Source organism: Actinomadura atramentaria DSM 43919, from assembly GCF_000381885.1.
GTDB lineage: Bacteria > Actinomycetota > Actinomycetes > Streptosporangiales > Streptosporangiaceae > Spirillospora > Spirillospora atramentaria.
In genome coordinates, this window is sequence record NZ_KB907208.1 from 146,558 (window position 1) to 168,579 (window position 22,022).

Below are 22,022 nucleotides of genomic sequence, written 5' to 3' on the forward strand. Positions count from 1 at the left end.
CGAGGACGGAGCCGATCCGGTGATCAAGGTCCTGATCGTCGACGACCAGACCATCGTCCGCGCCGGATTCGCGGCGCTGCTCAACGCGCAGGAGGACATCACCGTCGCGGGCGAGGGCGGCGACGGCCGCGAGGCCGTGCGGCTCGCGGAAATCCACCGGCCCGACGTCATCGTGATGGACATCAGGATGCCCGTCATGGACGGCATCGAGGCGACGCGGCGCATCCTCGCGCAGCCGTGGGCCGAGGGCGTGCGGATTCTCGTCCTCACGACCTTCGACGTGGACGAGTACGTCTACGAGGCGCTCGCCGTCGGCGCCAGCGGCTTCTTGCTGAAGGACGCCACCGCCGAGGAACTGGTGACGGCGGTGCGGGTGGTGGCGCGCGGCGACGCGCTGCTCGCGCCGCAGGTGACGGGGCGGCTGATCCGGGAGTTCACACGGCAGCGCCGGACCCGTCCGCAGGCCCCGCCCGCGCTGGAGACGCTGACCGCCCGCGAGACCGAGGTGCTCGTGCTGATCGCGGGCGGGCTGTCCAACGCGGAGATCGCGCAGCGTCTCGTCGTGAGCGAGCACACGGTGAAGACGCACGTCGCGCGCGTCTTCACCAAGCTCGGCCTGCGGGACCGGGCGCAGGCGGTGATGCTGGCGTACGAGTCGGGCGTCGTCGTGCCCGGTGGCGGTCCGGGGGGCGACCCGGCCTGACCGTCAGCGGTACGGCTGGCTCGGCGGCGGGTAGTTCGGCGGGGGCGTCGGGTAGCCGCGCGGCTGCCCGGCGGGCGGGCCGCCGTACTGCGGCGGGGCGTGGTTCGGTGGCGGGTAGTGCGGTGCGGCCGGGTTCGGCGGCCCGTAGTTGGGCGGGCCGTAGTTCTGGGGCGCGGGATTCGGAACCGGGCCGGGCTGCGGGTACGGCTGTGGCGTCGCGTGCGGCGCGTACCCGGCGGGGGCGGGGGACTTGAGGCGGCGGCGGACGCCCGCCGCCTCGCCGAGGAACACCAGCCCGCCGAGGAACACCAGCGGCCCGAAGATCATCATCATGACGGCCTCGTGGCCGTTCTGCGACTTCTGGTCCTCGTAGCCGCGGGTCGTGGAGGAGCCGTGGCTGAACGTCCTGCAGGTGTCGCCCGGCGACATGACCTGGTCGCCGCACTTCACCTCGCTGCTGCCGCGCGTCGCGATGCCGCCGACGAACAGCCCGATGCCGAGCACGACGCCGAGGACTCCGTAGAGCCAGCGTTTCATGCGGTCTGCCTTCTGATGGTGGGGGGAATCGCAGGGATGCTAACGATCTCTTCGGACGTCGGCGGCGCGGTCGAAGTTCGGGGCTCGCCTCATCGGCGGCGGTCGAGCAGGCGGAGCGCCTTCTCCTTCTCGAAGTCCAGGTAGCGGGCGGGCGGGGCGGGAATCCGGCCGATGCGCTCGCCGAGCTCGCGCAGCCGCGCCTGCACCTCCGGTTCGGCGAGCACGCGGAGCCCGAACGCCAGTTCGGCTGGGCCGACGTCGTAGCGGCGCTCCAGCGTGAGCGCGAGCGCGACGGCGCGCAGTTCGGCGTCGCCGAAGCGGCGGTGGCCTGGACCGGCGTCGCGGGTGGCGGGAAGCAGGCCGAGCGCTTCGCGGTACCGGAGCATCCGGGGGGACGTGCCGAGCCGTCGCGCCGCCTCTGTGATACGCATGGGCCGATTCTGACAAATCTGTGTGAGGAAGTCGCCCCCGGCCGTGCTCTCCGGGGAAGGACCGGCCTAGACTCCCTCCGGAACCCGGCCCAAGACCATCGACGCGGAACCTCAAGGAGCACAGACAGCATGGACTTCAAGGTCGCCGACCTCTCGCTCGCCGACTTCGGGCGCCGGGAGATCCGGCTCGCCGAGCACGAGATGCCCGGCCTGATGGCGGTCCGCCGCGAGTTCGCCGCGTCGCAGCCGCTGCGCGGCGCGCGGATCATGGGCTCGCTGCACATGACGATCCAGACGGCCGTGCTCATCGAGACGCTGGTGGAGCTCGGCGCCGACGTCCGCTGGGTGAGCTGCAACATCTTCTCCACGCAGGACCACGCCGCCGCCGCGGTCGTCGTCGGGCCCAAGGGCACCGTCGAGCAGCCGCAGGGCGTACCGGTGTTCGCCTGGAAGGGCGAGACGCTGGAGGAGTACTGGTGGTGTACCGACCAGGCGCTGCGCTGGCCGGACGGCGGGACGCCGAACATGATCCTCGACGACGGCGGCGACGCCACGCTGCTCGTCCACAAGGGCGCCGAGTACGAGAAGGCGGGGGCCGTCCCGACCGCCACCGCCGACGACCCCGAGGAATGGGGCGTCATCCTCGACACGCTGCGGCGGACGATCGAGGAGAAGCCGGGCCGCTGGACCGAGACGGCGACGAACGTCAAGGGCGTCACCGAGGAGACCACGACCGGCGTCCACCGCCTCTACGAGATGCACAAGGCGGGGACGCTGGCCTTCCCGGCGATCAACGTCAACGACTCGGTCACCAAGTCGAAGTTCGACAACAAGTACGGCTGCCGCCACTCGGTGATCGACGGCCTGAACCGCGCCACGGACGTGCTGATCGGCGGCAAGGTCGCGGTCGTCTGCGGCTACGGCGACGTCGGCAAGGGCTGCGCGGACGCGCTGAAGGGCCAGGGCGCGCGCGTCATCGTCACCGAGATCGACCCGATCTGCGCGCTGCAGGCCGCGATGGACGGCTTCCAGGTCTCGGTGCTGGAGGACGTCGTCGGGATCGCCGACATCTTCGTCACGACGACCGGCAACTTCAACATCATCCGCGCCGACCACATGGAGCGGATGAAGCACCAGGCGATCGTGTCCAACATCGGGCACTTCGACAACGAGATCGACATGGCCGGGCTGGCGAAGATCCCGGGCGTCGAAAAGGTCGAGATCAAGCCGCAGGTCCACGAGTGGCGCTTCCCGGACGGGCACACGATCCTCGTCCTGGCCGAGGGGCGGCTGATGAACCTCGGCTGCGCGACGGGCCACCCGTCGTTCGTGATGTCGAACTCGTTCACCAACCAGGTCATCGCGCAGATCGAGCTGTTCACCAAGACCGAGGAGTACCCGGTCGGCGTGTACGTGCTGCCGAAGCACCTGGACGAGAAGGTCGCGCGGCTCCACCTGGACGCGCTCGGCGTCAAGCTGACCACCCTCACCAAGGAGCAGGCGGACTACATCGGCGTCCACGTCGAGGGCCCGTACAAGCCGGACCACTACCGCTACTGATCCGTCGGGGAAGTCCGAGCGACGCCGCCGCGCCCTTCCGGCGCGGCGGCGTCCTCATCACGAGGGGACGCTGTGACCGACCTGCCGCCGAGCGACGTCGCCGACGCCGGGCTCGCCGCCGCGGGCGTGGCCCGGATCGACTGGGCGGACCGGTCGATGCCGGTGCTGCGGCGCATCCGGGAGCGGTTCGCGCTGGAACGGCCGCTGGAGGGTTGGCGCGTCGCGGCGTGCATGCACGTCACGACGGAGACCGCGAACCTGATCCGGACGCTGCAGGCGGGCGGCGCGCAGGTGGCGCTGGCCGCGTCCAACCCGCTGTCGACCCAGGACGACACGGCCGCGGCGCTCGCGGCCGAGTACGGCGCGGCGGTGTTCGCGCGGTCGGGCGTGGACCGCGACGGCTACTACCGCCACATCCACCAGGCGCTTGAGATCGGCCCGGATCTGGTGCTGGACGACGGCTGCGATCTCGTCAACACGCTCCACCTGGAGCGCACCGACCTGCTCGGGACGGTGAAGGGCGGCTGCGAGGAGACGACGACCGGCGTCATCCGGCTCCACCAGATGGCGCGGGAGGGCGTGCTGCGCTTCCCGATGGTGGCGGTGAACGACACCGACACCAAGCACATGTTCGACAACCGGTACGGGACAGGCCAGTCGACGCTGGACGGCATCGTCCGCGCCACCAACACCCTGCTCGCGGGCAAGACGATCGTCATCGCCGGGTTCGGTTACTGCGGCCGCGGTCTGGCCGAGCGCGCGCGGGGGCTCGGCGCGCGGGTCGTCGTCACCGAGATCGACCCGGTGAAGGCGCTCGACGCGGTGCTGCAGGGCTTCCGGGTCGAGCCGATGGACGACGCGTGCCGGCACGGGGACGTCTTCATCACCGTCACGGGCAACCGGGACGTGATCCGGGGCGAACACCTCGCCGCCATGAAGGACGGCGCGATTCTCGCGAACTCCGGGCACTTCGACGTCGAGATCGACGTGCGAGCGCTGCAGGACCTCGCGGTCGCGGTGAATCCCGCCGTGCGCCCGCAGGCCGACGAGTACGTGCTGGCGGACGGGCGTCGGCTCGTGCTGCTCGCCGAGGGCCGTCTGGTGAACCTGGCCGCCGCCGAGGGGCATCCCGCCGCGGTGATGGACATGTCCTTCGCGGACCAGGCGCTGACGTGCGCGTGGCTGGCGGCGGTTCACGGCGACCTCGACGCGGCGGTCCACGACGTCCCGAAGGAGATCGACACCGAGGTCGCCCGGCTCAAGCTCGCCTCGATGGAGGTCGGGATCGACGCGCTCACCCCCGAGCAGGAGGAGTACCTGCGGTCCTGGCGTCTCGGTTCCTGACCGGGATGTCCGTCTCGCACGCTAGCGTGCGGGCGTGGACCCACGAGCCGACCCGCGGCCGGACGACGATCGACTCCGCGCGCTGCTGAGCGAGGACCGGCCTTCGGTCGCCGAACCCGAGCGGATCGGGCGGCATGACGTCCTGGTCGAGCGGTCTCCGTTCGGCACGGGCGTGTACCTCGTGCGCGGCGGTCGGGTGCTCGTGTCGTGGGCGCGGCACGGTTACCGGGAGGACGTGGCCGAGGCGCCCGACGATCCAGGCGCGTTTCCTCCTCGCGGACTACGCGCCGACGCTGCGGGTGGGGGATGAACTGCGGGTCCGCGATGTGCGCGGCCACGAGCTGGCGCTGCGCCGTGTCTGGGACCGGCTGCGCGGCACCTTCACGCAGGTGGACGGCCCCGACGCCGCCGTCGACGTGCCGCGCCTGGGGGCGTGGGACGCGCTCGGCCCGCTGTTCCTCGGAGCCGACCCGGCGAACGTGCCCACGGACGTGCCGGGTGAGCCTGAACCGTTGCTGGAGATCACCGTGAACGACGCGACGCGGCGTCGGTCCGACAGCGAAATGCATCCCGAGAATCTGGAGACCTGCCTGCGGTGGGTCCGCGCATTGACGCCCGAGGACGGCAATTTCCTCACCTTCGAGGGCCGGACCGGCGGGATCGTCCAGATGATGCGGGAGGACGATGGTCGGCTCTGGCTGGAGACGCCCGAACCCGGGGCCAGGCGGGCGGTGGGCCGGTATGTCGAGGTCGAGGAGGCCGAGCGGATGGTCGAGGTCCTCGCGCGCGAGGACCGTGTCGCCGTCGCTGAACTCGGCGGTCTCACCGAAGTCTCGTTCGACGGTTGAACCGACGGCGTGGCCGGAGTCGGACATCCCGAGGGGGAGCCGATCCCGTCCGCACGACGTCTCGGTAAACGGTCCCATGCCGGGCCGTACGGACGTCGAACGGAGACGATCATGAAGCGCTGGATCTCGGTGGCCGGGACGGCGGCGATGGCCGCCGTGCTCGCGACGGGCTGCGGATCGGGTGGATCGGGATCATCGGGTCCGACGAAGAAGACCGCGCCGACTCCGGGGCACCTGGAGTTCGAGAAAGTGCAGCCGATCGCCGTGAACTCGATGGGCAAGGACCCCAAGTGCGGATACGGGGAATGGAACAACGGGACGTTCGGCATTGAGGAGCCGTTCTCCAAGCAGACGACGTTCTACCGCGAGTACTCCTGCTACGAAAAGCAGGGCGAGGTGTTCCCGAACGCGGGCGCTCAGATGACGTTCGCGGTGTTCGGGACGGAAGAGCAGGCCAAGGCGTACGTCGCGAAGGAGAAGGACGACGTCTCGCTCGTCGCGATCCTGCTCGACGGGAAGACGGCCGTCACGCTGAACATCGGGTACCTCACGCTGAACAAGATGAACGTCCTCAAGGACGTGCAGGCGAGCTGCGCCGGATGCGGGACCGTCGTGCAGGGAGCGCACGCGACCGACCCGGTGCCCGGCCACGTGGACTGAGCCGGGAGCGTGGCGCGGTAACGTCCGGGAATGCCGCGCGGAACGTACCTGCACCTGTCGGAGAACCTTCACGAGCGCTTCCAGTGCGCGCCCGGGCCGGGCGGCTGGCGCTACGTCGGGGATCGGTCCGACGGGGTGCGCACGGACCTCACCGTGGACGCGCGGTGGCGGCAGATCCGGGTGGAGGTGCGCGCTCCCGGCGTCTGGCTGCGCGGCGGCTTCACCGGGCAAGCGATGGCATGGGTGCGCGGCGCCGACGACGACGCGGGCGCGGCGGCGGAGGGCACGGCGCGGGCGGCGGGCTTCCTCGGTGAGTCGCCGGGGTTCCTGGTCGCCGCCGCGCGGTCCCTCGGCCTTGAGGACGGGCGGGAGAGCGGGCTGCGGGTCGTCGAGATCGCCGGGCCGTCGCTCGCCGTCCTCACGGTGACGCGCCGCGTGCGCCGCGCCGGGACGCACCTGCACGAGACCGACTTCGCGCCGCTCCCGGTCGAGCGCTACGAGATCACCGATCCCGACACCGCCGAGACGCGGATCGTCCACCTGGCGGGCGATGTCGTGCTGGACGCCCCCGGCATCGAGCTGGCGGAGCTGGAGTCGCCGCCGAACCTGGCGCTGCCGGGCGCATGACCGGCCGCGCGCCGGGGTAGGGGCCGCCCCTCGACCGAGGGAGAAGGGGGTCCCGATGGGCTCGGCCAGGACCGGCGCCGTCGAGCCGGACGACGGCACGCTCACGTTCGTGGGCAACGCGACCACGATCATCCGCTACGGCGGCTTCACCCTGCTCACGGACCCGAACTTCCTGCACCGCGGGCAGCGCGCGCATCTCGGCTACGGCATCGTCAGCCGCCGCCTCAAGGAGCCCGCGCTGGGCCCCGACCAGCTCCCCGAGTTGGACGCGATCGTGCTGTCGCACCTGCACGACGACCACTGGGACAGGATCGCCGAGGCGAAACTGGACCGTTCCCTGCCCGTCTACACCACGGACGCCGCCGCCCGCGCCCTCCGCGGGCGGGGCTTCGCCGAGGCGGACGGGCTCGACACGTGGGGACATCGGACCCTGACCGCCGGAGACCGCTACCTGCGGATCACGGCGCTTCCCGGACGTCACGGCCCCGGGCTCCTCCGCAAGGCGCTTCCGCCCGTCATGGGGACGCTGCTGGAGTTCGGCAGCGGCGGCGGCGAACCGGATCTGCGGCTGTGCATCAGCGGCGACACGCTCATGTACGGCGAGATCAGCGAGATCGCCCGCCGCCATCCCGGCATCGACACCGGCATCGTGCATCTCGGCGGAACCCGGCTGCTCGGCCTGGTGACGGTCACGATGGACGGCCGCCAGGGGGCGGACTGGGTCGAGACCGTCCAGTGCGCGACGGTGGTCCCGGTCCACTACGACGACTACACGGTGATGAAGTCCCCGCTGTCCGACTTCGACGCGCAGATGGCGCGCCGGGGTCTGGCCGACCGCGTCCGCCGCGTCCGGCGCGGCGAGAGCCTGCAGCTCGCGCCCCTCGCGGGCGCGGCGCGGTGAGGGAGCGGTGCGATGACCACGACGACGCAGGCCGCGACGCGGCTGCGCGGCGTCCGCCGCGTCCCGCACCCGGTGGGCCGGGTCTTCGGCGGCACGCTCGACGTCGCGCCCGACGCGCCCCGGCTCTTGCCCGACCGGGCGGGGCCGCTCGCGGCCGTCGGCGCGCACGGCGTCACGGCACGGCTGTCGGAGGGCGGCGGGCTGCCCCGCGGCCTGCCCGGCGTGCTGCCGGGCGTCCTCGGGGTCGCGCTGCGCGTGCCGACGCACAGCACGCCCATCGACGTCCTGTTCACCACGTCCGCGATGCCGCCGGTGCTGCGGCACCTGCCGCTGCCGCGCCGCTCGTTCCTGTCCGGCGTCTACACGACGCTGCTGCCGTACCGGCTCGGCGGCCGGGTGCGGCTGCTCGGGCTGTTCCCGCTGCGCCGCCGGATGCTGCCCGGCCGCGTGGACCTGCTCGGCGACGCGGTCACCGCCGCGCCGCTGGTCTTCGGCCTGGCCGTCGCGACGCTCACCGGGCCGTGGCGACCGTTCGCGCGGCTCCGGCTGGACACGCCGCTGCCGGGCGACCGGAGCTTCGACCCGGTGCTCAACGCCCGGCCGGAGGCGCATCCGGCGGGCTCGCTGGTCGCGCTGAGCGGCCGGGGGAGCGAGACCGACGAATCCTGAGCCGCGCTCGTGGGCGGGTCCGTCCGGACCCGCCCCGCGCGGCACCGACACGAAGGAGCCGAGAACCGATGGACGCCGTCACCCGGGGGCTGATCGCCGGTGCCGCAGGCACCAGCGCCCTCAACTTCACGACCTACCTCGACATGGCGGTGCGCGGGCGGCCCGCCAGCAGCACGCCGGAGGAGACCGTCGACAAACTCGCCGGCGACGTCGGCGTCGACCTCGGCAAGGGGTCGTCCGCCGCGGGCCGCAAGGAGGGCATCGGGACGCTGCTCGGCTACGCCACCGGTCTCGGCTCGGCCGTCTGCTACGCGATGCTCGCGCGGCGGCGGGCGCCGTGGCCGGTCGGGGTGCTCGCCCTGGGCGCGCTCGCGATGATCGGCTCGAACGCGCCGATGACGCTGCTCGGCGTCACCGACCCGCGCAAGTGGTCCGCGACGAGCTGGATCTCCGACGCCGTGCCGCACATGGCGTACGGGGCGGCCGCCTACTTCGCCTGCGAGCACCTGCGCTGACGCGGGAGGGCACGCCGCGGCGCGCCCTCCCGCCCATCAGGGCGTCACGGTCAGGGTGTGCGTCGGCTTCGAGGAGTCCGACCAGACCGACAGGACGCGGCGCTGGGCGTCCCACGACGAGCGCCACGCGCCCGCCGGGTCGGACGAGGCGACGTTGGGCGTGCCGGGGAAGCCGGACGCGGGCAGCCACAGCTCCGTCGCGCCCGTGACGCCCGCGCGCTCGGCGAACGAGACCTTCAACGACGCGGCGGACGCGGTGATGGACGTCGGCGTCCCCGCGACCGCGCGCGGATAGGGCCGCGCGAGCTGCCTGCCGAGCGCGGTCGGCGCGCCGTCGGCGAACACGCCCGTGGAGCCCGGGTCGTTCGACCAGTAGGCCCAGCCCGCGGTGAGGTCGTCGGCCATCGCGAGCCAGTCCGCGGTGAACTCCGCCGCGCCCTCGGTCGTCGCGGGCATCCCGCCGACCTCGCCGATCCACAGCGGCATCCCGAGCCGCTTCGCGGCGGCCGGGAGGTTGCGCCGCCACAGGACGAACTGCGCGTCCACCAGGAGCTTCGTCAGCCCCGAGTAGGTGCCGCCGATGTCGACGCCGCCCGGGTAGAAGTGCGGGGCGAGGACGAGCCGCGCGCCGCCCGGACGCGGGTCGGTGACCTTCTCCAGAGCGATGTCGGCGCCCTCGTTCGCGCCGAGCGACTGGGGCTCCACGAAGATCCAGCCGTCGCGGTCCACCTCGCGGATCGCGTTGACGAGGCGCTGGTAGAACGGCGTGAGCGTCGGACCCTCGAAGAAGCCGAACTGCCGAGTCCCGCCGAACGGCTCGTTCATCAGGTCGTAGCCGAGCACGGCCGGGTCGTCCGCGAAGCGCGCCGCGACGTGCTGCCACATGGCCGTGTAGCGCTGCATCAGCTCGGGGTGCTTGCCGGTGTGGTTCCAGAAGTTGTCGTAGGCGCGCAGCATCGCGGGCTGGACGTAGGTGAGGACCCACGGCTCCTGCGGCGTGCAGGACAGCCCGTCCGTGAACGTCGCCCACGCGGGAGCGCCGTTGCCCGCGCCCGTGCAGGCGGCGGGCCCGTACAGGTCCTGGTGCATGTCGAGGATGACGTGCATGCCCTGCTCGCGGTACCAGGAGACGCGTTCGGCGACGTCGTCGAGGTACTTCTCGTCGTACTGGCCAGGGCTCGGCTCGACGTTCTTCCACTGGATCAGGTACCGGACGGAGTCGGTGCCGAGGTCGCGGGCCTCGCCGGCGACGTCGGCGCGGCTGATCCACGGCAGGCCGGACGGCCCTTTGGCGCTGCCGGCGGTGTTGAGGCCGTGCAAAATCAGCGCGCGGCCCTGGTCGTCGGTGATGAGCGGCGGGGGAGCGGTGTCCGCGGCGGCGGGCGGGACGGCGGTCAGGGCCGCCGCCGCGAGGGCGAGGACGGTGATCCGGGTCAGAACGGTGCGAGCGCGCATGGCCGGACTCCAGAGCCGAAATATGAAAGTTATTCGGACTCTAGGTCGCGTGCTCCGGCCGAGGAAGAGTGCGCTGGATCACAAGGAGGTCACGATCGCCTCGGCGCCGGGCCCTGCGCAGGCCAGCCCCCGGTGGGCTGCGGCGGCGGGTTGAGCACGTTCTGGTACGGCCCCGCGCCGTACTGCTGCGGCGGGAGGAACGCCGGGCCGCCCGGAACCGGGCCGCTGAACGGCGGCGGGACCGGACGCGCCGGGCCGGGCGGGGGCGGCGGCGGACCGCCCGCCATCGCCACCGCGGGGGCGGGGCCGGGGAACGCCTCGTCCGGGACGGGCGGCTCGCCGCGCAGCCGCCGCAACTGCGCGCGCTGCGCCGCCAGCCGCCGCGCCTCGCGCACCCGGCGCTCCGCGAGCACCGCCGACAGCACGAGCTCGGGCCGCCAGCCGGGCGGCGGGGGCGGGCTCACGACCGCCGCGACCTGCCCCGCGATGCGCGCGCCCAGCTCGTCGCGGACCTCCGGCAGCAGCTCCCAGAACCGCACGAGGTACTGCCGCGCCGTCATCGCCAGCTCGTCGGACACCCGCGACAGCTCCAGGCCCTGCGCCCAGGGCATGAGCCCCGGCGGCATGACCGCGACCGGCCCGAAGTGCGCCGGGCCGGACGTCCGCTCCTGGATCACGATCGTCCCGGCGAACACGTCGCCGAGGCGCTTGCCGCGGTTGCTGCACAGCGACGCGATCAGCGCGGGCGCGCCGTACAGCGTCCAGAACTCCAGGAACCCGGCGAGCGAGCGCAGCAGCGCCTGGCGGAACCGGACCGGCCCGCCGTCGTCCGCGACGACCCGCAGGCCGAGCGCGAGCTTGCCGACCGTGCGGCCGCGCGTCAGCGTCTCCATCGCGCACGGGTAGCCGACGATGACCAGCACCACCGTCACCAGCGACAGCCCGACCGCCCACGCGTCGTCGGCGACGGCCGCGATCATCCCGACCAGGTTCGTCAACGTGCCGAGCACCATGAGCTGCAGGATCACGTCGAGCAGGAGGGCGCAGCCCCGGCTCGGAAGCCGCGCGACCCGAAGTTCGAGCGCGACGGCCTCGCCGGTCACCAGTTCGGCCACGAGCGGCCCTCCTCCAGGTTGGGACGTCCCATTTTGCCCCCTCGGCGGACGGGAACACCGCACACCGGGCGAACCGGCAGTACGCTCGCCCGGTGGACGTTGACGCGTATGTGGCCGCGCACGACGGCGAGTGGCGCAGGCTGGAACGTCTCGTCAACTCCAGCCGGAAGCTGACCGGCGAGGAGATCGACGAGCTGGTCGAGCTGTACCAGCGCACCGCGACGCACCTGTCGGTCGTCCGCTCCAGCTCGCCGGACCCGCAGCTCGTCGGCCGCCTGTCCGTCCTCGTCGCGCGGGGCCGCGCGACCGTCGCGGGCGCGCAGGCGCCGATGTGGCGCGACGTGACGCGCTTCGCCACCGTCGCGTTCCCCGCCGCCGCGTACCGGTTGCGCTGGTGGTGGGCGGCGATCGTCGTCGTCGGCAACGTGTTCGCGGTGGTCCTCGCCGTGTGGATCGCGCGCAATCCCGACGTGCAGTCGTCGGTGGGCTCCGATTCGGCGATCCGGCAGCTCGTCGACCACGACTTCGCCAACTACTACACCGAGCACTCGGCCTCGTCGTTCGCGTTCCACGTCTGGGTCAACAACGCGTGGGTGTCGGCCGTCGCGCTGATGTTCGGCATCCTGCTCGGCCTCCCGACGCTGTACGTCCTGTTCATGAACCAGCTCAACCTCGGGCTGACGGCCGGGCTGATGTTCGCGCACGGCAAGGGCGCCGTGTTCTTCGGTCTGATCCTGCCGCACGGGATGCTGGAACTGTCCGCGGTCTACCTCGCCTGCGCGGCGGGGCTGCGGCTCGGCTGGACGGTCATCGACCCCGGCCCGCGCCGCCGGGGCGAGGCGCTCGCGCAGGAGGGCCGGGCGCTGATCGCCGTCGCCATCGGCCTCGTCGGTGTGCTGTTCGTCTCCGGGCTCATCGAGGGCTTCGTCACCGGCTGGGTCCACGAGACGTGGCTGCGCATCGGGATCGGCGTCCTCGCGGAGGCCGCGTTCCTGACGTACGTCGTCGTGCTCGGCCGCCGCGCGCTTCAGGCCGGGGAGACCGGCGCGAGCGACCTGGAACCCGATGCGGTCCCCGTCGCGGGCTAGCGCCGCCGCCGGGCCAGGTCGGATCGAGGTCGGGCAGGCACCACCAGGGCGAAGCGACCTGGTGCCAGCGTCAGAGGCGGCCCGCCGCCTTCAGAGCCAGGTAGGCGTCCGCGAGGGCCGGGGCGATGCGGTCCGGCGGCGCGTCCACGACCTCGACGCCGAACGCGCGCAGCTCGGCCGTCAGCCGGGCCCGCTCCGCGTGCGCCCGCTCCGCCGCCGCCGCGTCGTACACGGCGGCCAGGTCGCCGCGCGCGGACGTCATCTCGGCCGCGCGGGGATCGGCCACCGCGGCGATCAGGACCAGATGGCGCGCGGTCAGCCGGGGCAGCAGCGGCAGCAGCCCCTCCTCGATCGCCGCCGGGTTCAGCTCGGTCAGCAGCACGACCAGGGACCGCTGCCGGACGCGCGACAGCAGCGCCGACACCGTCCCCGCCGCGTCCGACTCGATCAGCGCGGGCTCCAGCGGCGCCATCGCCTGCACCATCGCGGTGAGCAGGTCCGTCCGCGACGAGCCCTCGACGCGCGCCCGGACCCGCCGGTCGTAGGCCAGCAGGTCGACGCGGTCGCCCGCGCGGGACGCCAGCGCGCCCAGGAGCAGCGCCGCGTCCATCGAGCAGTCCAGCCGGGGCACGTCCCCGACCCGGCCCGCCGACGTGCGGCCGGTGTCGAGCACCAGGTAGATCCGGCGGTTCTGCTCGGGCCGCCACGTCCGCACGACGACGTCGCCGCGCCGCGCGGTGGCGCGCCAGTCGATGGAGCGCACGTCGTCGCCCGCCACGTACTCGCGCAGCGAGTCGAACTCGGTGCCCTGCCCGCGGATCTGCGCGATGTTCGTCCCCGTCAGCTCCCGCAGCTTCGCGAGCTTGGCGGGCAGGTGGCGGCGGGACGGGAACGCGGGCAGCACCCGCACCCGCCACGGCGCGGGCCGGGAGAGCTGCCGGGCGGCCAGGCCGAGCGGACCGCGCGACCGCATGACGACGGTCACCGCGTCCCGGTCGCCGCGCCGCGTCGGCGTCAGCGTGATCTCGACGCGGCGGCGCTCCCCGGCGGGCACGTCGATCCGCACGACGCGCGGTGCGGCGCCCGCGCTCGGCGGCCACACGTCGCGGAGCCGCGCGCGCACCCGCCGCCGCCCGGTGTTCTCCACGATCAGCGCGACGCGGGCCGTCTCACCGAGCCGGACGCCGGTGTCGCCGTCGCGGTGCAGCCGCAGCGCCCGCAGATTGCCCGCCAGCAGCAGGTCGGCGGCGACGCCGACCGCGAGCACCGCCCAGACCCCCAGGAGCGACCACCAGCTCGCCACCAGCAGCGGCAGGAACGCGCCGAGCAGCGCGAGCAGCCCGAGCCGGCCGGTGACCGCCATCAGCGGGGCGCGGGGACGTGGGCCAGGATGCCGTCGAGCACGCCGTCGGCGGTCGCGCCCTCCAGCTCGGCCTCGGGCCGGAGCTGGACGCGGTGCCGCAGCGTCGGCCGGGCCAGCGCCTTCACGTCGTCGGGCGACACGTAGTCGCGGCCCGACATCCACGCCCACGCCCGCGACGTCGCCAGCAGCGCGGTCGCGCCGCGCGGCGACACCCCGAGCGCCAGCGACGGCGACTGCCGCGTCGCCCGGCACAGGTCGACGACGTACGCGGCGACCTTCGGGTCCAGGTGGACGGCCCGCACCTGCGCGCGGCCCGCGGCGAGGTCCGCCGCGCCCGCGACGGGCCGGACGGCCGACAGGTCGCTCGGGTCGAACCCGGCGGCGTGCCGCTGCAGCATCGCGATCTCCTCGTCCCGGTTCGGGACGGGCACGGTCAGCTTCACCAGGAACCGGTCGAGCTGCGCCTCGGGCAGCGGGTACGTGCCCTCGTACTCGACGGGGTTCTGCGTCGCGCACACCACGAACGGGTCGGGCAGCGCCCGCGCGGTGCCCTCCACGGACACCTGCCGCTCCTCCATCGCCTCCAGCAGCGACGCCTGGGTCTTGGGCGGCGTCCGGTTGATCTCGTCGGCGAGCAGCAGGTTCGTGAAGACCGGGCCCTGCCGGAACTCGAACTCCGCCGACCGGTTGTCGTAGATCAGCGAGCCGGTGACGTCGCCCGGCATGAGGTCGGGCGTGAACTGGACGCGCTTGAAGTCGAGGTCGAGGCTGCGGGCGAGCGTCTTGACCAGCAGCGTCTTCGCGGTGCCCGGCACGCCCTCCAGCAGCACGTGCCCGCGGCACAGCAGCGCGATGACCAGGCCGGTCACCACCGAGTCCTGGCCGACGACGGTCTTGGCGACCTCGCCGCGCAGCGCGGTCAGCGCCGCGCGCGCCCGCTCGGCGCCGCTGGGAAGGTCGTCCTTCTCCAGGTCGATGGGGTGGTTCAAGAGTCGCGCACCTGCCTTTCCAGGTCGTCGAGGAGGTCGGGGAGGACGACGAGCGCGGCGTCGTCGGCGGGCTCCGGGCCGTACAGCGCGAAGCCGACCGTCCCCTCGTCGTGGGTCGTCCGCGCCGCCACGGCGGCGACGATCTCGGGGGCGGCGGCGGGGTCGTCGGCCGCGCCGCGCGGCAGCCCGAGCAGCGGGACGATCCGGTTCCGCGCGCCGGTGCGCAGCGCGGCGGCGGCGGTGCGCCGCGCGTGGTGCGCCCGGTAGAGCCGGGAGCGGCCCTCGATCGTCTCGGCGGACCGGACGGTGACCGGCAGCCGTTCGGCGACGACCGGCCCGAACCGGCGGCCGCGCCACAGGGCGACGAGCGCGACGGCGACGGCGAGGCCGACCGGCATCAGCCGCCAGCCGAACGGCACCATCTCGCCGAGCGATCGGTCGCCGCCGTCCGTGCCGGGCGGCGGGAGGTCGGGGACGAGCCATACCAGCGACGAGCGGTCGCCGAGGAGGTTCAGCGCGAGCGCCGCGTTGCCCTCCTCGTCGAGGTGCTCGTTGGTGAGCGGTCCGCCGCCGCCGAGGACGGTGACGGTCCGGCTCCCGACCGGGATCTGCACGAGCCGGGACGCGTCGCCGGTGGCGTAGCAGCCGACCGCGCCCGCCGGGACGTCGTAGGCGTGCGCGCCGTGGAACGCGACCGTCCCGGCCTGGACGGCGGCGGACAGCGGGCAGCCGGGCTCGACGGTCGAGGAGAACGCCTCCCCGGCGTCCTCGACGCCGGGGGCGAGCGCGTCGAGGACCCGCTGGCTCGGGCCGACGAGCACGGTGTCGCCGGGCGCGGCGGCGAGCCGGGCCAGGTCGGCGCCGGTGAGGCGGTCGGTCCGGGTGACGATGAGCAGGCCGTCGGACGAGCTGGCCCCCGCGGCGTCGGCCGCGTTCCGCGCGACGGTGACGCGCGTGCCGCGCTCGCCGAGGATCTGGGCGATCGCGCGGGCGCCGTCCCGGCCCGCCGAGGCCGGGTCGAGCGCACCGGCCGTGCCGGACGGCCGCAGCGCCGCGAGGACGATCGCGACGAGCACGATCGCCAGCAGCGCTCCGACGACGCCGCGCGCCGCGCGCAGCCGCCGCCCGGCGACCTGGCCGGCCGTGGGAACCGTGGTCACCACCGGGCCTCCTCCGGCGCGCCGGAGGCCGTCTCCAGCGGGGCGGGTCGCGCGGCCTGGACGCGTTCGTCCAGCGCCCGGAGCCGCGCGTAGGCGTCCGGGCCGCCGGGCCGGTCGCCGTACCAGACGTCGTCGAAGATCCGCACGCCCGCGCGCAGGTCGGCGGCCAGGTCGGGCAGCGCCGCACCGGCCTCGCGGGCGAGCTCGTCGGCGGTGCGGCCGGGGCGCGGGCCGACCACGGCGCGTTCTTCGAGGTCGCGGGCGACGGCCAGGAGCCGTTCGCGGATCGCCTCCGGCCAGCGGCCCGCCGCGGCGAGCCGTTCGGCGTTGACGCGGTGGTCGAGGGCGGTGGCGGTCCCGGCGCCGTCGAGCAGGGCCGGACGCGCCGCGCGCGGGTTTCGGCGGCCGCGCATCAGCCACACGATCGCCGCGATGAGCGCGGCGGCGATGAGCAGGATGACCAGCAGCGACACCCAGCCGCCCCCGGTGCCGTGCGAGCCGGGCGCGCTCGCGCGGTGCAGCAGCCCCTGGAGCCATTCGGAGAACCGCTGCCAGGTGCGCTCCAGCCACGACGGGTCGTCGCGGTGGTAGACGGGCTTCTCCAGCTCGCGGCGGGCCAGTTCGCGGGCCTGGTCGCGGCCGATCGGGTCGAGGATCACGGCAGCCGTCCCGGGGCGCCGGGGGCCGCGGGCCGCCAGCGCTCGAAGAAGTCGTCGTCGTCATCGCCGGACGCGGCCGGGCGGGTCCGCAGGTCGAGGTCCAGGCCCTCGCGGCGCATCCGGCGGTCCATGTAGAGCAGCACGATCACCCCGGCGTCGAACGGCAGCACCACCGACCAGCCGACGATCCGCCCGACGGTGTCGATGACCAGCCCGGCGAACAACTGCCCGTCGGACGGGTCGCCCGACGTGAGCACCAGTTGGGCGACGAGGAACGGCAGGCGCAGCGCCAGCAGGCCCATGAACACCGTCAGCGTCAGCGTGACGACGAGCGTGGCGGCCGTCCGCCACCAGCCGCCGCGCGACAGCGTCCGGCCGCGTCCGAGCGCCGCGCCGACGCCGCGCCGCTCCAGGACGGCCGCCGGGACGGACTGCACGAGCATGACGTAGAGCCAGATCATCGCGACGAGCCCCAGGGGCAGTCCGAGCAGCGCCGAGACGACGATCAGCGGCGGCTCGGCCTCGACCGCGAGCGCGGCGATCAGCGGCGCGGCCGGGACGAGCAGCCCGGCCAGCGAGACGACCAGCACGACCAGCGAGGTGCCGAGCAGGGCGGGCAGCCGCGGCCCGACGTCGCGCAGGACGCGGCGCGGCGCGGGCCGCCCGAACATCGCGCGGCCGAGCACGGGCGCGAGCAGGCCCGCCAGCACGAGGATGCCGAGCGCCGTCAGGACGAGCCCGGCCACGCCGAGGACGAACTGCGCGCCCACGGAGCGGAGCAGGACCTCGGGCGTGCGCTCGTCGTGGGCCTCGTCGCCGACGATGACGTAGCCGACGACCGTCCCGAGGACCTGGACGACGGTGCAGACGGCGACGGAGAACCCGAGCGTCAGGCGCGGCGCGCGGCGGATCGCGGCGACCGCGCCGTCGAGGATGTCCGCGGTGGAGAGCGGGCGGAAGGGCACGTCCCCGCCGAGCAGGGCGGCGGGATCGTCGTCCCACCCGGCCGTTCTCGGCATTCTCCGCTCCCCGCTCGGCTTCGCGCGCCGTCCGCCGCGTCCGGACATCCTGCCACGGCTCCGCTGCCTGGATTGCCGGATGAGGCCCGGTGGGTCACGATGTGCCGGATGACCGAATCACGGCAAACGGTCATGGACGGTGCGGAACCTGTCTACACTCCGGCCTTTGAGTACGGCGTGGCTCGACCACACCCGGCCTTTAACCTGGACCGGGGAGAGTCATGGCACGGGTAAACGCAGGTAACCTGGCTCGGCAAGGCGATCCGCCCACCGAACCCTGACTTCGTGACGATGAGGGCCATGAGAGGACGTGTACTGGTCGTCGACGACGACCTCGCGCTCGCCGAGATGCTCGGCATCGTGCTCCGCGGCGAGGGCTTCGAGCCGTCGTTCGTCCACGACGGCGACAAGGCGCTCGAGGCGTTCCGCGAGACGCGGCCCGACCTCGTGCTGCTCGACCTGATGCTGCCCGGCGCCGACGGCATCGACGTGTGCCGCCAGATCCGGGCCGAGTCGGGCATCCCGATCGTCATGCTGACGGCCAAGAGCGACACCGTCGACGTGGTCCTCGGCCTGGAGTCCGGCGCCGACGACTACATCGTCAAGCCGTTCAAGCCGAAGGAGCTGGTCGCGCGCGTGCGCGCCCGGCTGCGCCGCACCGACGAGCCCGCCCCCGAGACGCTGCAGATCGGCGACATCACCATCGACGTCGCCGGGCACTCGGTGAAGCGCGGCGACACCCACATCCCGCTGACCCCGCTGGAGTTCGACCTGCTGGTGGCGCTGGCCCGCAAGCCGCGCCAGGTCTTCACCCGCGAGGTCCTGCTGGAGCAGGTCTGGGGGTACCGGCACGCCGCCGACACGCGGCTGGTGAACGTCCACGTCCAGCGGCTCCGCGCGAAGATCGAGAAGGACCCGGAACGCCCGGAGATCGTCGTCACCGTCCGCGGTGTCGGCTACAAGGCGGGCCCGGCCTGAGAACCCCCGGACGGCCCTGATGAACGCGGTGAGACGACGGGCCCGGCGCTGCCTGGCCTGGCTCCGCCGTCTCGTCGCGGGCGCCTACCTGCGGTGGCGCCGGTCGATCCAGGTCCGGGTCGTCACCTCGACGCTGTGCATCTCGGCGATCGTGGTGGCGATCCTCGGCGCGTTCCTGACGCAGCAGATGTCGAACGCGCTGATGGACAGCAAGATCAAGGCGGCCCGGCTCCAGCTCGACGAGGGGCTGTCGACGGTCGCGCGGCAGCTCGGCAACCAGCCCGACAACGGCAGCCGGCTGGACAACGTGATGGCCGGGCTCAAGGCCCGCAGCGGCCCGTCCGGCCTGTACGAGGTCTACATCCGCGACACGCGCGACTCGTCGTTCGACGGCTACAGCACCAACGAGCTGCGGGTCGAGAGCATCCCGCAGCGCCTGCGGGACGAGCTGCGGCGCGCGCCCGCCGACGCGACCGCGTACACGTTCGGGAAGCTGTCGTACGTCGGCCGCCCGTCCGAGCGCGGCCTGATCGTCGGCGGCAAGGCCGGGCAGTTCGAGCTGTACTACCTGTTCCCGCTCACCCAGGACCAGCACACGCTGACGGTCGTCAGCCAGGCGCTCGTCGGCGTCGGCGCGGTCCTGGTGCTGCTGCTCGCGGCCATCGCGTCCCTGGTCACCCGGCAGGTCGTGATCCCCGTGCGGCTCGCCGCGCAGGGCGCGCAGCGGCTCGCGGAGGGCAAGCTGGAGGAGCGGATGCGCGTGCGCGGCGAGGACGACCTCGCGCGCCTGGCCCGCTCGTTCAACGAGATGGCCGCGAACCTCCAGGACAAGATCGTCGAGCTGGAGGAGCTGTCGCAGGTGCAGCGGCAGTTCGTCTCGGACGTCTCCCACGAGCTGCGCACGCCGCTGACGACCATCCGCATCGCGGCGGACATGCTGTACGAGCACCGCGACACCTTCGACGACCCGATGGTCGGCCGCTCGGCCGAACTCCTGCAGAGCCAGCTGGAACGGTTCGAGTCCCTGCTGGCCGACCTGCTGGAGATCAGCCGCCACGACGCGGGGGCCGCCACGCTCGACGCGGAGTCGCTCGACATGCGCGACCTCGTGCTGCGCGCCGTCGGCGACATCCAGAACCTCGCCGAGCACAAGGGCAGCAAGGTGCTGCTCCAGCTCCCCGGCGAGCCGTGCATGGCCGAGGTGGACCGCCGCCGCGTCGAGCGGATCATGCGGAACCTGCTGGTCAACGCGGTCGAGCACGGGGAGGGCGAGGACATCGTCGTGTCCGTCGCCGCCGACCGGGACGCCGTCGCGGTCGCCGTCCGCGACCACGGGGTCGGCCTGCGGCCGGGGGAGGGGCAGATGGTGTTCGACCGGTTCTGGCGCGCCGATCCCGCCCGCGCCCGCACCACCGGCGGCACCGGGCTCGGCCTGTCGATCTCCCGCGAGGACGCGCAACTGCACGGCGGCTGGCTCCAGGCGTGGGGCGAACCGGGCTCGGGCTCGCAGTTCCGGCTGTCCCTGCCGCGGACGGCGGGCGCGGAGCTGCGCGGCTCGCCGCTGCCGCTCGTCCCGCCCGGCGCGGGCGGCCGCCCGCTCTACGCGGAACTGGAGGCGGGCGAATGAGGTGTACGCGCGGCGTGGTCGCCGCCGTCCTCCTCGCCGTCGCGCTGACGGGCTGCGCGAGCGTGCCGAGCGGCGGCCGGGTCGTCACCGGGCGGCCCGCCGAGCCCGCCGAGCAGGTCGACGACCCCTACGTCCGGCTGATCCCGGTCAGCCCGCGGCCCGAGTGGAGTCCGACGCAGCTCGTCGCCGGGTTCCTCGCGGCGTCCGCCAGCTTCGACGACGGCCACAAGGTCGCCCGCGAGTACCTGACCGGCGCGGCGTCGTCGTGGAACCCGGGCCCGCGCCCGCCGGTGGCGGTCTTCGCGGACCGGCCCCGGCTGGAGATCGTCGCGCAGACCGCCACCCAGGCGACCGTCAAGGCGTCCGGCAGCCGGCTCGGCTCCATCGGCGCGGACGGGCAGTACACCGCCGACCCCAAGGCCGCCGAGGTCACCTTCGACGTCGTCAAGACCGCGCAGGGCCCGTGGCGGATCGCCGGGCTGCCGGGCGACCCGAACAACGGCCTGATCCTGACCAAGAGCGACGTCGACCGCGCCTTCCGGACCGTCAACCTGTACTTCTTCGCGCCGGACGGCGGGACGCTCGTCCCCAACGGGATCTTCCTGCCGCTGGTGAACCGGCAGAACCTGCCGGGCCAGCTCGTCCGCGCGCTCCTCGCGGGGCCGACGTCCTGGCTCGGCCCGGCCGTCGACTCGGCGTTCCCGCGCGGCACCCGGCTGCGCGGGCTGCGGATCGAGGACGACACCGCGGTCGTCGACCTGAGCGTCGAGGCCCGGTCGGGCGACGTCGACCGGATGTCCGCGCAGCTCTCGTGGACGCTGCGGCAGCTTTCGGAGATCACCCGGTGGAAGCTGGAGATCGCCGGGGACACCGCGACGCCGCACCGGTACGGCAGCGTCCAGCCCGTCCGGGCCTGGGACGGCAACGCGCCGGACGGTCCCGCCGTGCCCGACCAGCCCGCGTACGTGCTGGGCTCGTCGGGGCGGCTCAGCCGGCTGGCCGGGGACCAGCCGCAGCCCGTGCTGCCGCAGGCGGCGCAGGTCGTCCGCCCGGCCGTCTCCGGCGACTACAAGGAGGTCGCGGGGCTCAGCCCGGCGGGCGACCGGGTCCTGCTGCGCGACCTCGCGGGCAACTCCGGCTTCCGGACCGTCCTGAAACGGCACGGCGCGGGAACGCGCTTCACCGCGCCCTCGTTCGACCGCAGCGGCGCGCTCTGGACGGTCGAGACGGGCAAGGAGCGGTCCTGGCTGTGGGTGCGGCCGCGCGGCGGGCCCGCCTTCCGGGTGAGCGACTGGGGCCTGTCGGGCCGCGAGGTCGTCGCGTTCCGGCTGGCCCGCGACGGCGTCCGCGCCGCCGTGATCGTCAAGGCGGACGGGCGGGCGCAGCTGCGGCTCGGCCGGATCGTCCGCGACCAGGGCTCGTCCGGCCTGGAGGCGGGCGCGTTCCTCGCCGTCAGCTCCGAACTCGTGGACGCGATCGACCTCGCGTGGCGGGACTACGGGACCCTCGCCGTGCTCGGCCGCAAGGGCAACGACACCCGCGTGCTGCCGTACCTGATCCCGGTGGGCGGCGGCGCGATCAGCTCGCTCGGCGTCGGCGCGCTCGGGGTGCCGAAGACGATCGCGGCCGCGCCGGGCGCGCCCGTCCTGATCGGCACGAAGGACGAGGGGCCCGGCCAGGTGTGCCGCCAGCGCGCGCCGCACGACCTGATCAGCGAGTGGATCTGCCCGGTCCCCGGCTCGGACCCGATGTATCCCCGCTGACCGGGGTCGTC

At 73.8% G+C, this 22,022-nt stretch carries 23 protein-coding genes; 14 read left to right on the forward strand and 9 right to left on the reverse strand.

The features are described from left to right. The first annotated feature begins 19 nt into the window (after positions 1–19). Complete coding sequence (locus G339_RS0100670) at positions 20–703, forward strand: response regulator (protein ID WP_019629150.1); 684 nt, start codon at positions 20–22, stop codon at positions 701–703. Between the two features lie 3 nt (positions 704–706). On the opposite strand, the gene G339_RS0100675 is transcribed toward G339_RS0100670, so the two are convergent. Together G339_RS0100675 and G339_RS0100680 are read right to left on the reverse strand one after the other, a co-directional pair. After that, positions 707–1,240, reverse strand: coding sequence for a hypothetical protein (locus G339_RS0100675; protein WP_026341020.1), 534 nt, complete (start codon positions 1,238–1,240; stop codon positions 707–709). 89 nt (positions 1,241–1,329) lie between these two features. After that, positions 1,330–1,671, reverse strand: coding sequence for a MerR family transcriptional regulator (locus G339_RS0100680; RefSeq protein WP_026341021.1), 342 nt, complete (start codon positions 1,669–1,671; stop codon positions 1,330–1,332). A 129-nt stretch (positions 1,672–1,800) separates the two neighbouring features. Between G339_RS0100680 and ahcY (G339_RS0100685) the strand changes: the two genes are divergently transcribed. The 9 genes from ahcY (G339_RS0100685) (at position 1,801) to G339_RS0100720 (ending at position 8,795) form a co-directional block, all read left to right on the forward strand. Further along, entirely contained in the window at positions 1,801–3,231 is a 1,431-nt protein-coding gene (gene ahcY / locus G339_RS0100685; RefSeq protein ID WP_019629152.1) for an adenosylhomocysteinase, read from the forward strand. Positions 3,232–3,303: 72 nt separating this feature from the next. Beyond that, the gene (ahcY, locus tag G339_RS0100690; RefSeq protein WP_019629153.1) at positions 3,304–4,575 is read left to right on the forward strand and encodes an adenosylhomocysteinase; all 1,272 of its coding nucleotides are present in this window, start codon (positions 3,304–3,306) and stop codon (positions 4,573–4,575) included. 34 nt (positions 4,576–4,609) lie between these two features. After that, positions 4,610–4,885, forward strand: coding sequence for a hypothetical protein (locus tag G339_RS38385; RefSeq protein WP_157407225.1), 276 nt, complete (start codon positions 4,610–4,612; stop codon positions 4,883–4,885). Continuing rightward, on the forward strand, positions 4,875–5,423 hold the full coding sequence (locus tag G339_RS0100695; protein WP_157407226.1) for a hypothetical protein: 549 nt from the start codon (positions 4,875–4,877) through the stop codon (positions 5,421–5,423). Before G339_RS38385 ends, G339_RS0100695 begins: the two co-directional genes overlap by 11 nt. 111 nt (positions 5,424–5,534) lie before the next feature. Then, entirely contained in the window at positions 5,535–6,083 is a 549-nt protein-coding gene (locus tag G339_RS0100700) for a hypothetical protein (RefSeq protein ID WP_019629155.1), read from the forward strand. Positions 6,084–6,113: 30 nt separating this feature from the next. Then, positions 6,114–6,710 carry a hypothetical protein gene (locus G339_RS0100705; protein ID WP_019629156.1) on the forward strand — a complete coding sequence of 199 codons (597 nt, stop codon included), beginning with the start codon at positions 6,114–6,116 and terminating at the stop codon, positions 6,708–6,710. Positions 6,711–6,765: 55 nt separating this feature from the next. Continuing rightward, a complete protein-coding gene (locus G339_RS0100710) occupies positions 6,766–7,611 on the forward strand; it encodes an MBL fold metallo-hydrolase (RefSeq protein WP_019629157.1) in 846 nt (281 codons plus the stop codon). 12 nt (positions 7,612–7,623) lie between these two features. Continuing rightward, complete coding sequence (locus tag G339_RS36270; RefSeq protein ID WP_019629158.1) at positions 7,624–8,280, forward strand: hypothetical protein; 657 nt, start codon at positions 7,624–7,626, stop codon at positions 8,278–8,280. Positions 8,281–8,348: 68 nt separating this feature from the next. Beyond that, on the forward strand, positions 8,349–8,795 hold the full coding sequence (locus G339_RS0100720; RefSeq protein WP_019629159.1) for a hypothetical protein: 447 nt from the start codon (positions 8,349–8,351) through the stop codon (positions 8,793–8,795). A 36-nt stretch (positions 8,796–8,831) separates the two neighbouring features. Here G339_RS0100720 and G339_RS0100725 read toward each other — a convergent pair whose 3' ends face one another. Both G339_RS0100725 and G339_RS0100730 read right to left on the reverse strand, forming a co-directional pair. After that, complete coding sequence (locus G339_RS0100725) at positions 8,832–10,250, reverse strand: cellulase family glycosylhydrolase (RefSeq protein WP_019629160.1); 1,419 nt, start codon at positions 10,248–10,250, stop codon at positions 8,832–8,834. Between the two features lie 89 nt (positions 10,251–10,339). Continuing rightward, on the reverse strand, positions 10,340–11,365 hold the full coding sequence (locus tag G339_RS0100730; RefSeq protein ID WP_019629161.1) for an RDD family protein: 1,026 nt from the start codon (positions 11,363–11,365) through the stop codon (positions 10,340–10,342). 92 nt (positions 11,366–11,457) lie between these two features. On the opposite strand from G339_RS0100730, the gene G339_RS0100735 reads away from it, so the two are divergent. Then, positions 11,458–12,453 (forward strand): stage II sporulation protein M, encoded by a 996-nt coding sequence (locus tag G339_RS0100735; protein ID WP_026341024.1) that lies wholly within the window; start codon positions 11,458–11,460, stop codon positions 12,451–12,453. A 70-nt stretch (positions 12,454–12,523) separates the two neighbouring features. Here the strand turns inward: G339_RS0100735 and G339_RS0100740 are convergent, their stop codons facing one another. Genes G339_RS0100740 through G339_RS0100760 form a run of 5 tightly spaced genes read right to left on the reverse strand, consistent with a single transcriptional unit; the run spans position 12,524 to position 17,643 of the window. Beyond that, positions 12,524–13,816: a DUF58 domain-containing protein gene (locus G339_RS0100740; protein WP_019629163.1), complete on the reverse strand. Its 1,293-nt coding sequence runs from the start codon at positions 13,814–13,816 to the stop codon at positions 12,524–12,526. Further along, positions 13,816–14,805 carry an AAA family ATPase gene (locus G339_RS0100745; protein ID WP_019629164.1) on the reverse strand — a complete coding sequence of 330 codons (990 nt, stop codon included), beginning with the start codon at positions 14,803–14,805 and terminating at the stop codon, positions 13,816–13,818. The genes G339_RS0100740 and G339_RS0100745 overlap by 1 nt, the downstream gene beginning before the upstream one ends. Beyond that, positions 14,802–15,965, reverse strand: a complete 1,164-nt coding sequence (locus tag G339_RS0100750; RefSeq protein ID WP_240489720.1) for a DUF4350 domain-containing protein — start codon at positions 15,963–15,965, stop codon at positions 14,802–14,804. Before G339_RS0100750 ends, G339_RS0100745 begins: the two co-directional genes overlap by 4 nt. Further along, a complete protein-coding gene (locus G339_RS0100755; protein ID WP_019629166.1) occupies positions 15,962–16,624 on the reverse strand; it encodes a DUF4129 domain-containing protein in 663 nt (220 codons plus the stop codon). Before G339_RS0100755 ends, G339_RS0100750 begins: the two co-directional genes overlap by 4 nt. Beyond that, the gene (locus tag G339_RS0100760; protein WP_019629167.1) at positions 16,621–17,643 is read right to left on the reverse strand and encodes a hypothetical protein; all 1,023 of its coding nucleotides are present in this window, start codon (positions 17,641–17,643) and stop codon (positions 16,621–16,623) included. The genes G339_RS0100755 and G339_RS0100760 overlap by 4 nt, the downstream gene beginning before the upstream one ends. A 300-nt stretch (positions 17,644–17,943) precedes the next feature. On the opposite strand from G339_RS0100760, the gene mtrA reads away from it, so the two are divergent. Genes mtrA through G339_RS0100775 form a run of 3 tightly spaced genes read left to right on the forward strand, consistent with a single transcriptional unit; the run spans position 17,944 to position 22,011 of the window. Beyond that, positions 17,944–18,621, forward strand: a complete 678-nt coding sequence (gene mtrA / locus G339_RS0100765) for an MtrAB system response regulator MtrA (RefSeq protein WP_019629168.1) — start codon at positions 17,944–17,946, stop codon at positions 18,619–18,621. Between the two features lie 19 nt (positions 18,622–18,640). Continuing rightward, entirely contained in the window at positions 18,641–20,248 is a 1,608-nt protein-coding gene (gene mtrB, locus G339_RS32080) for an MtrAB system histidine kinase MtrB (RefSeq protein WP_019629169.1), read from the forward strand. Beyond that, positions 20,245–22,011: an LpqB family beta-propeller domain-containing protein gene (locus G339_RS0100775; protein WP_033322009.1), complete on the forward strand. Its 1,767-nt coding sequence runs from the start codon at positions 20,245–20,247 to the stop codon at positions 22,009–22,011. The genes mtrB and G339_RS0100775 overlap by 4 nt, the downstream gene beginning before the upstream one ends. Positions 22,012–22,022: the final 11 nt, after the last annotated feature.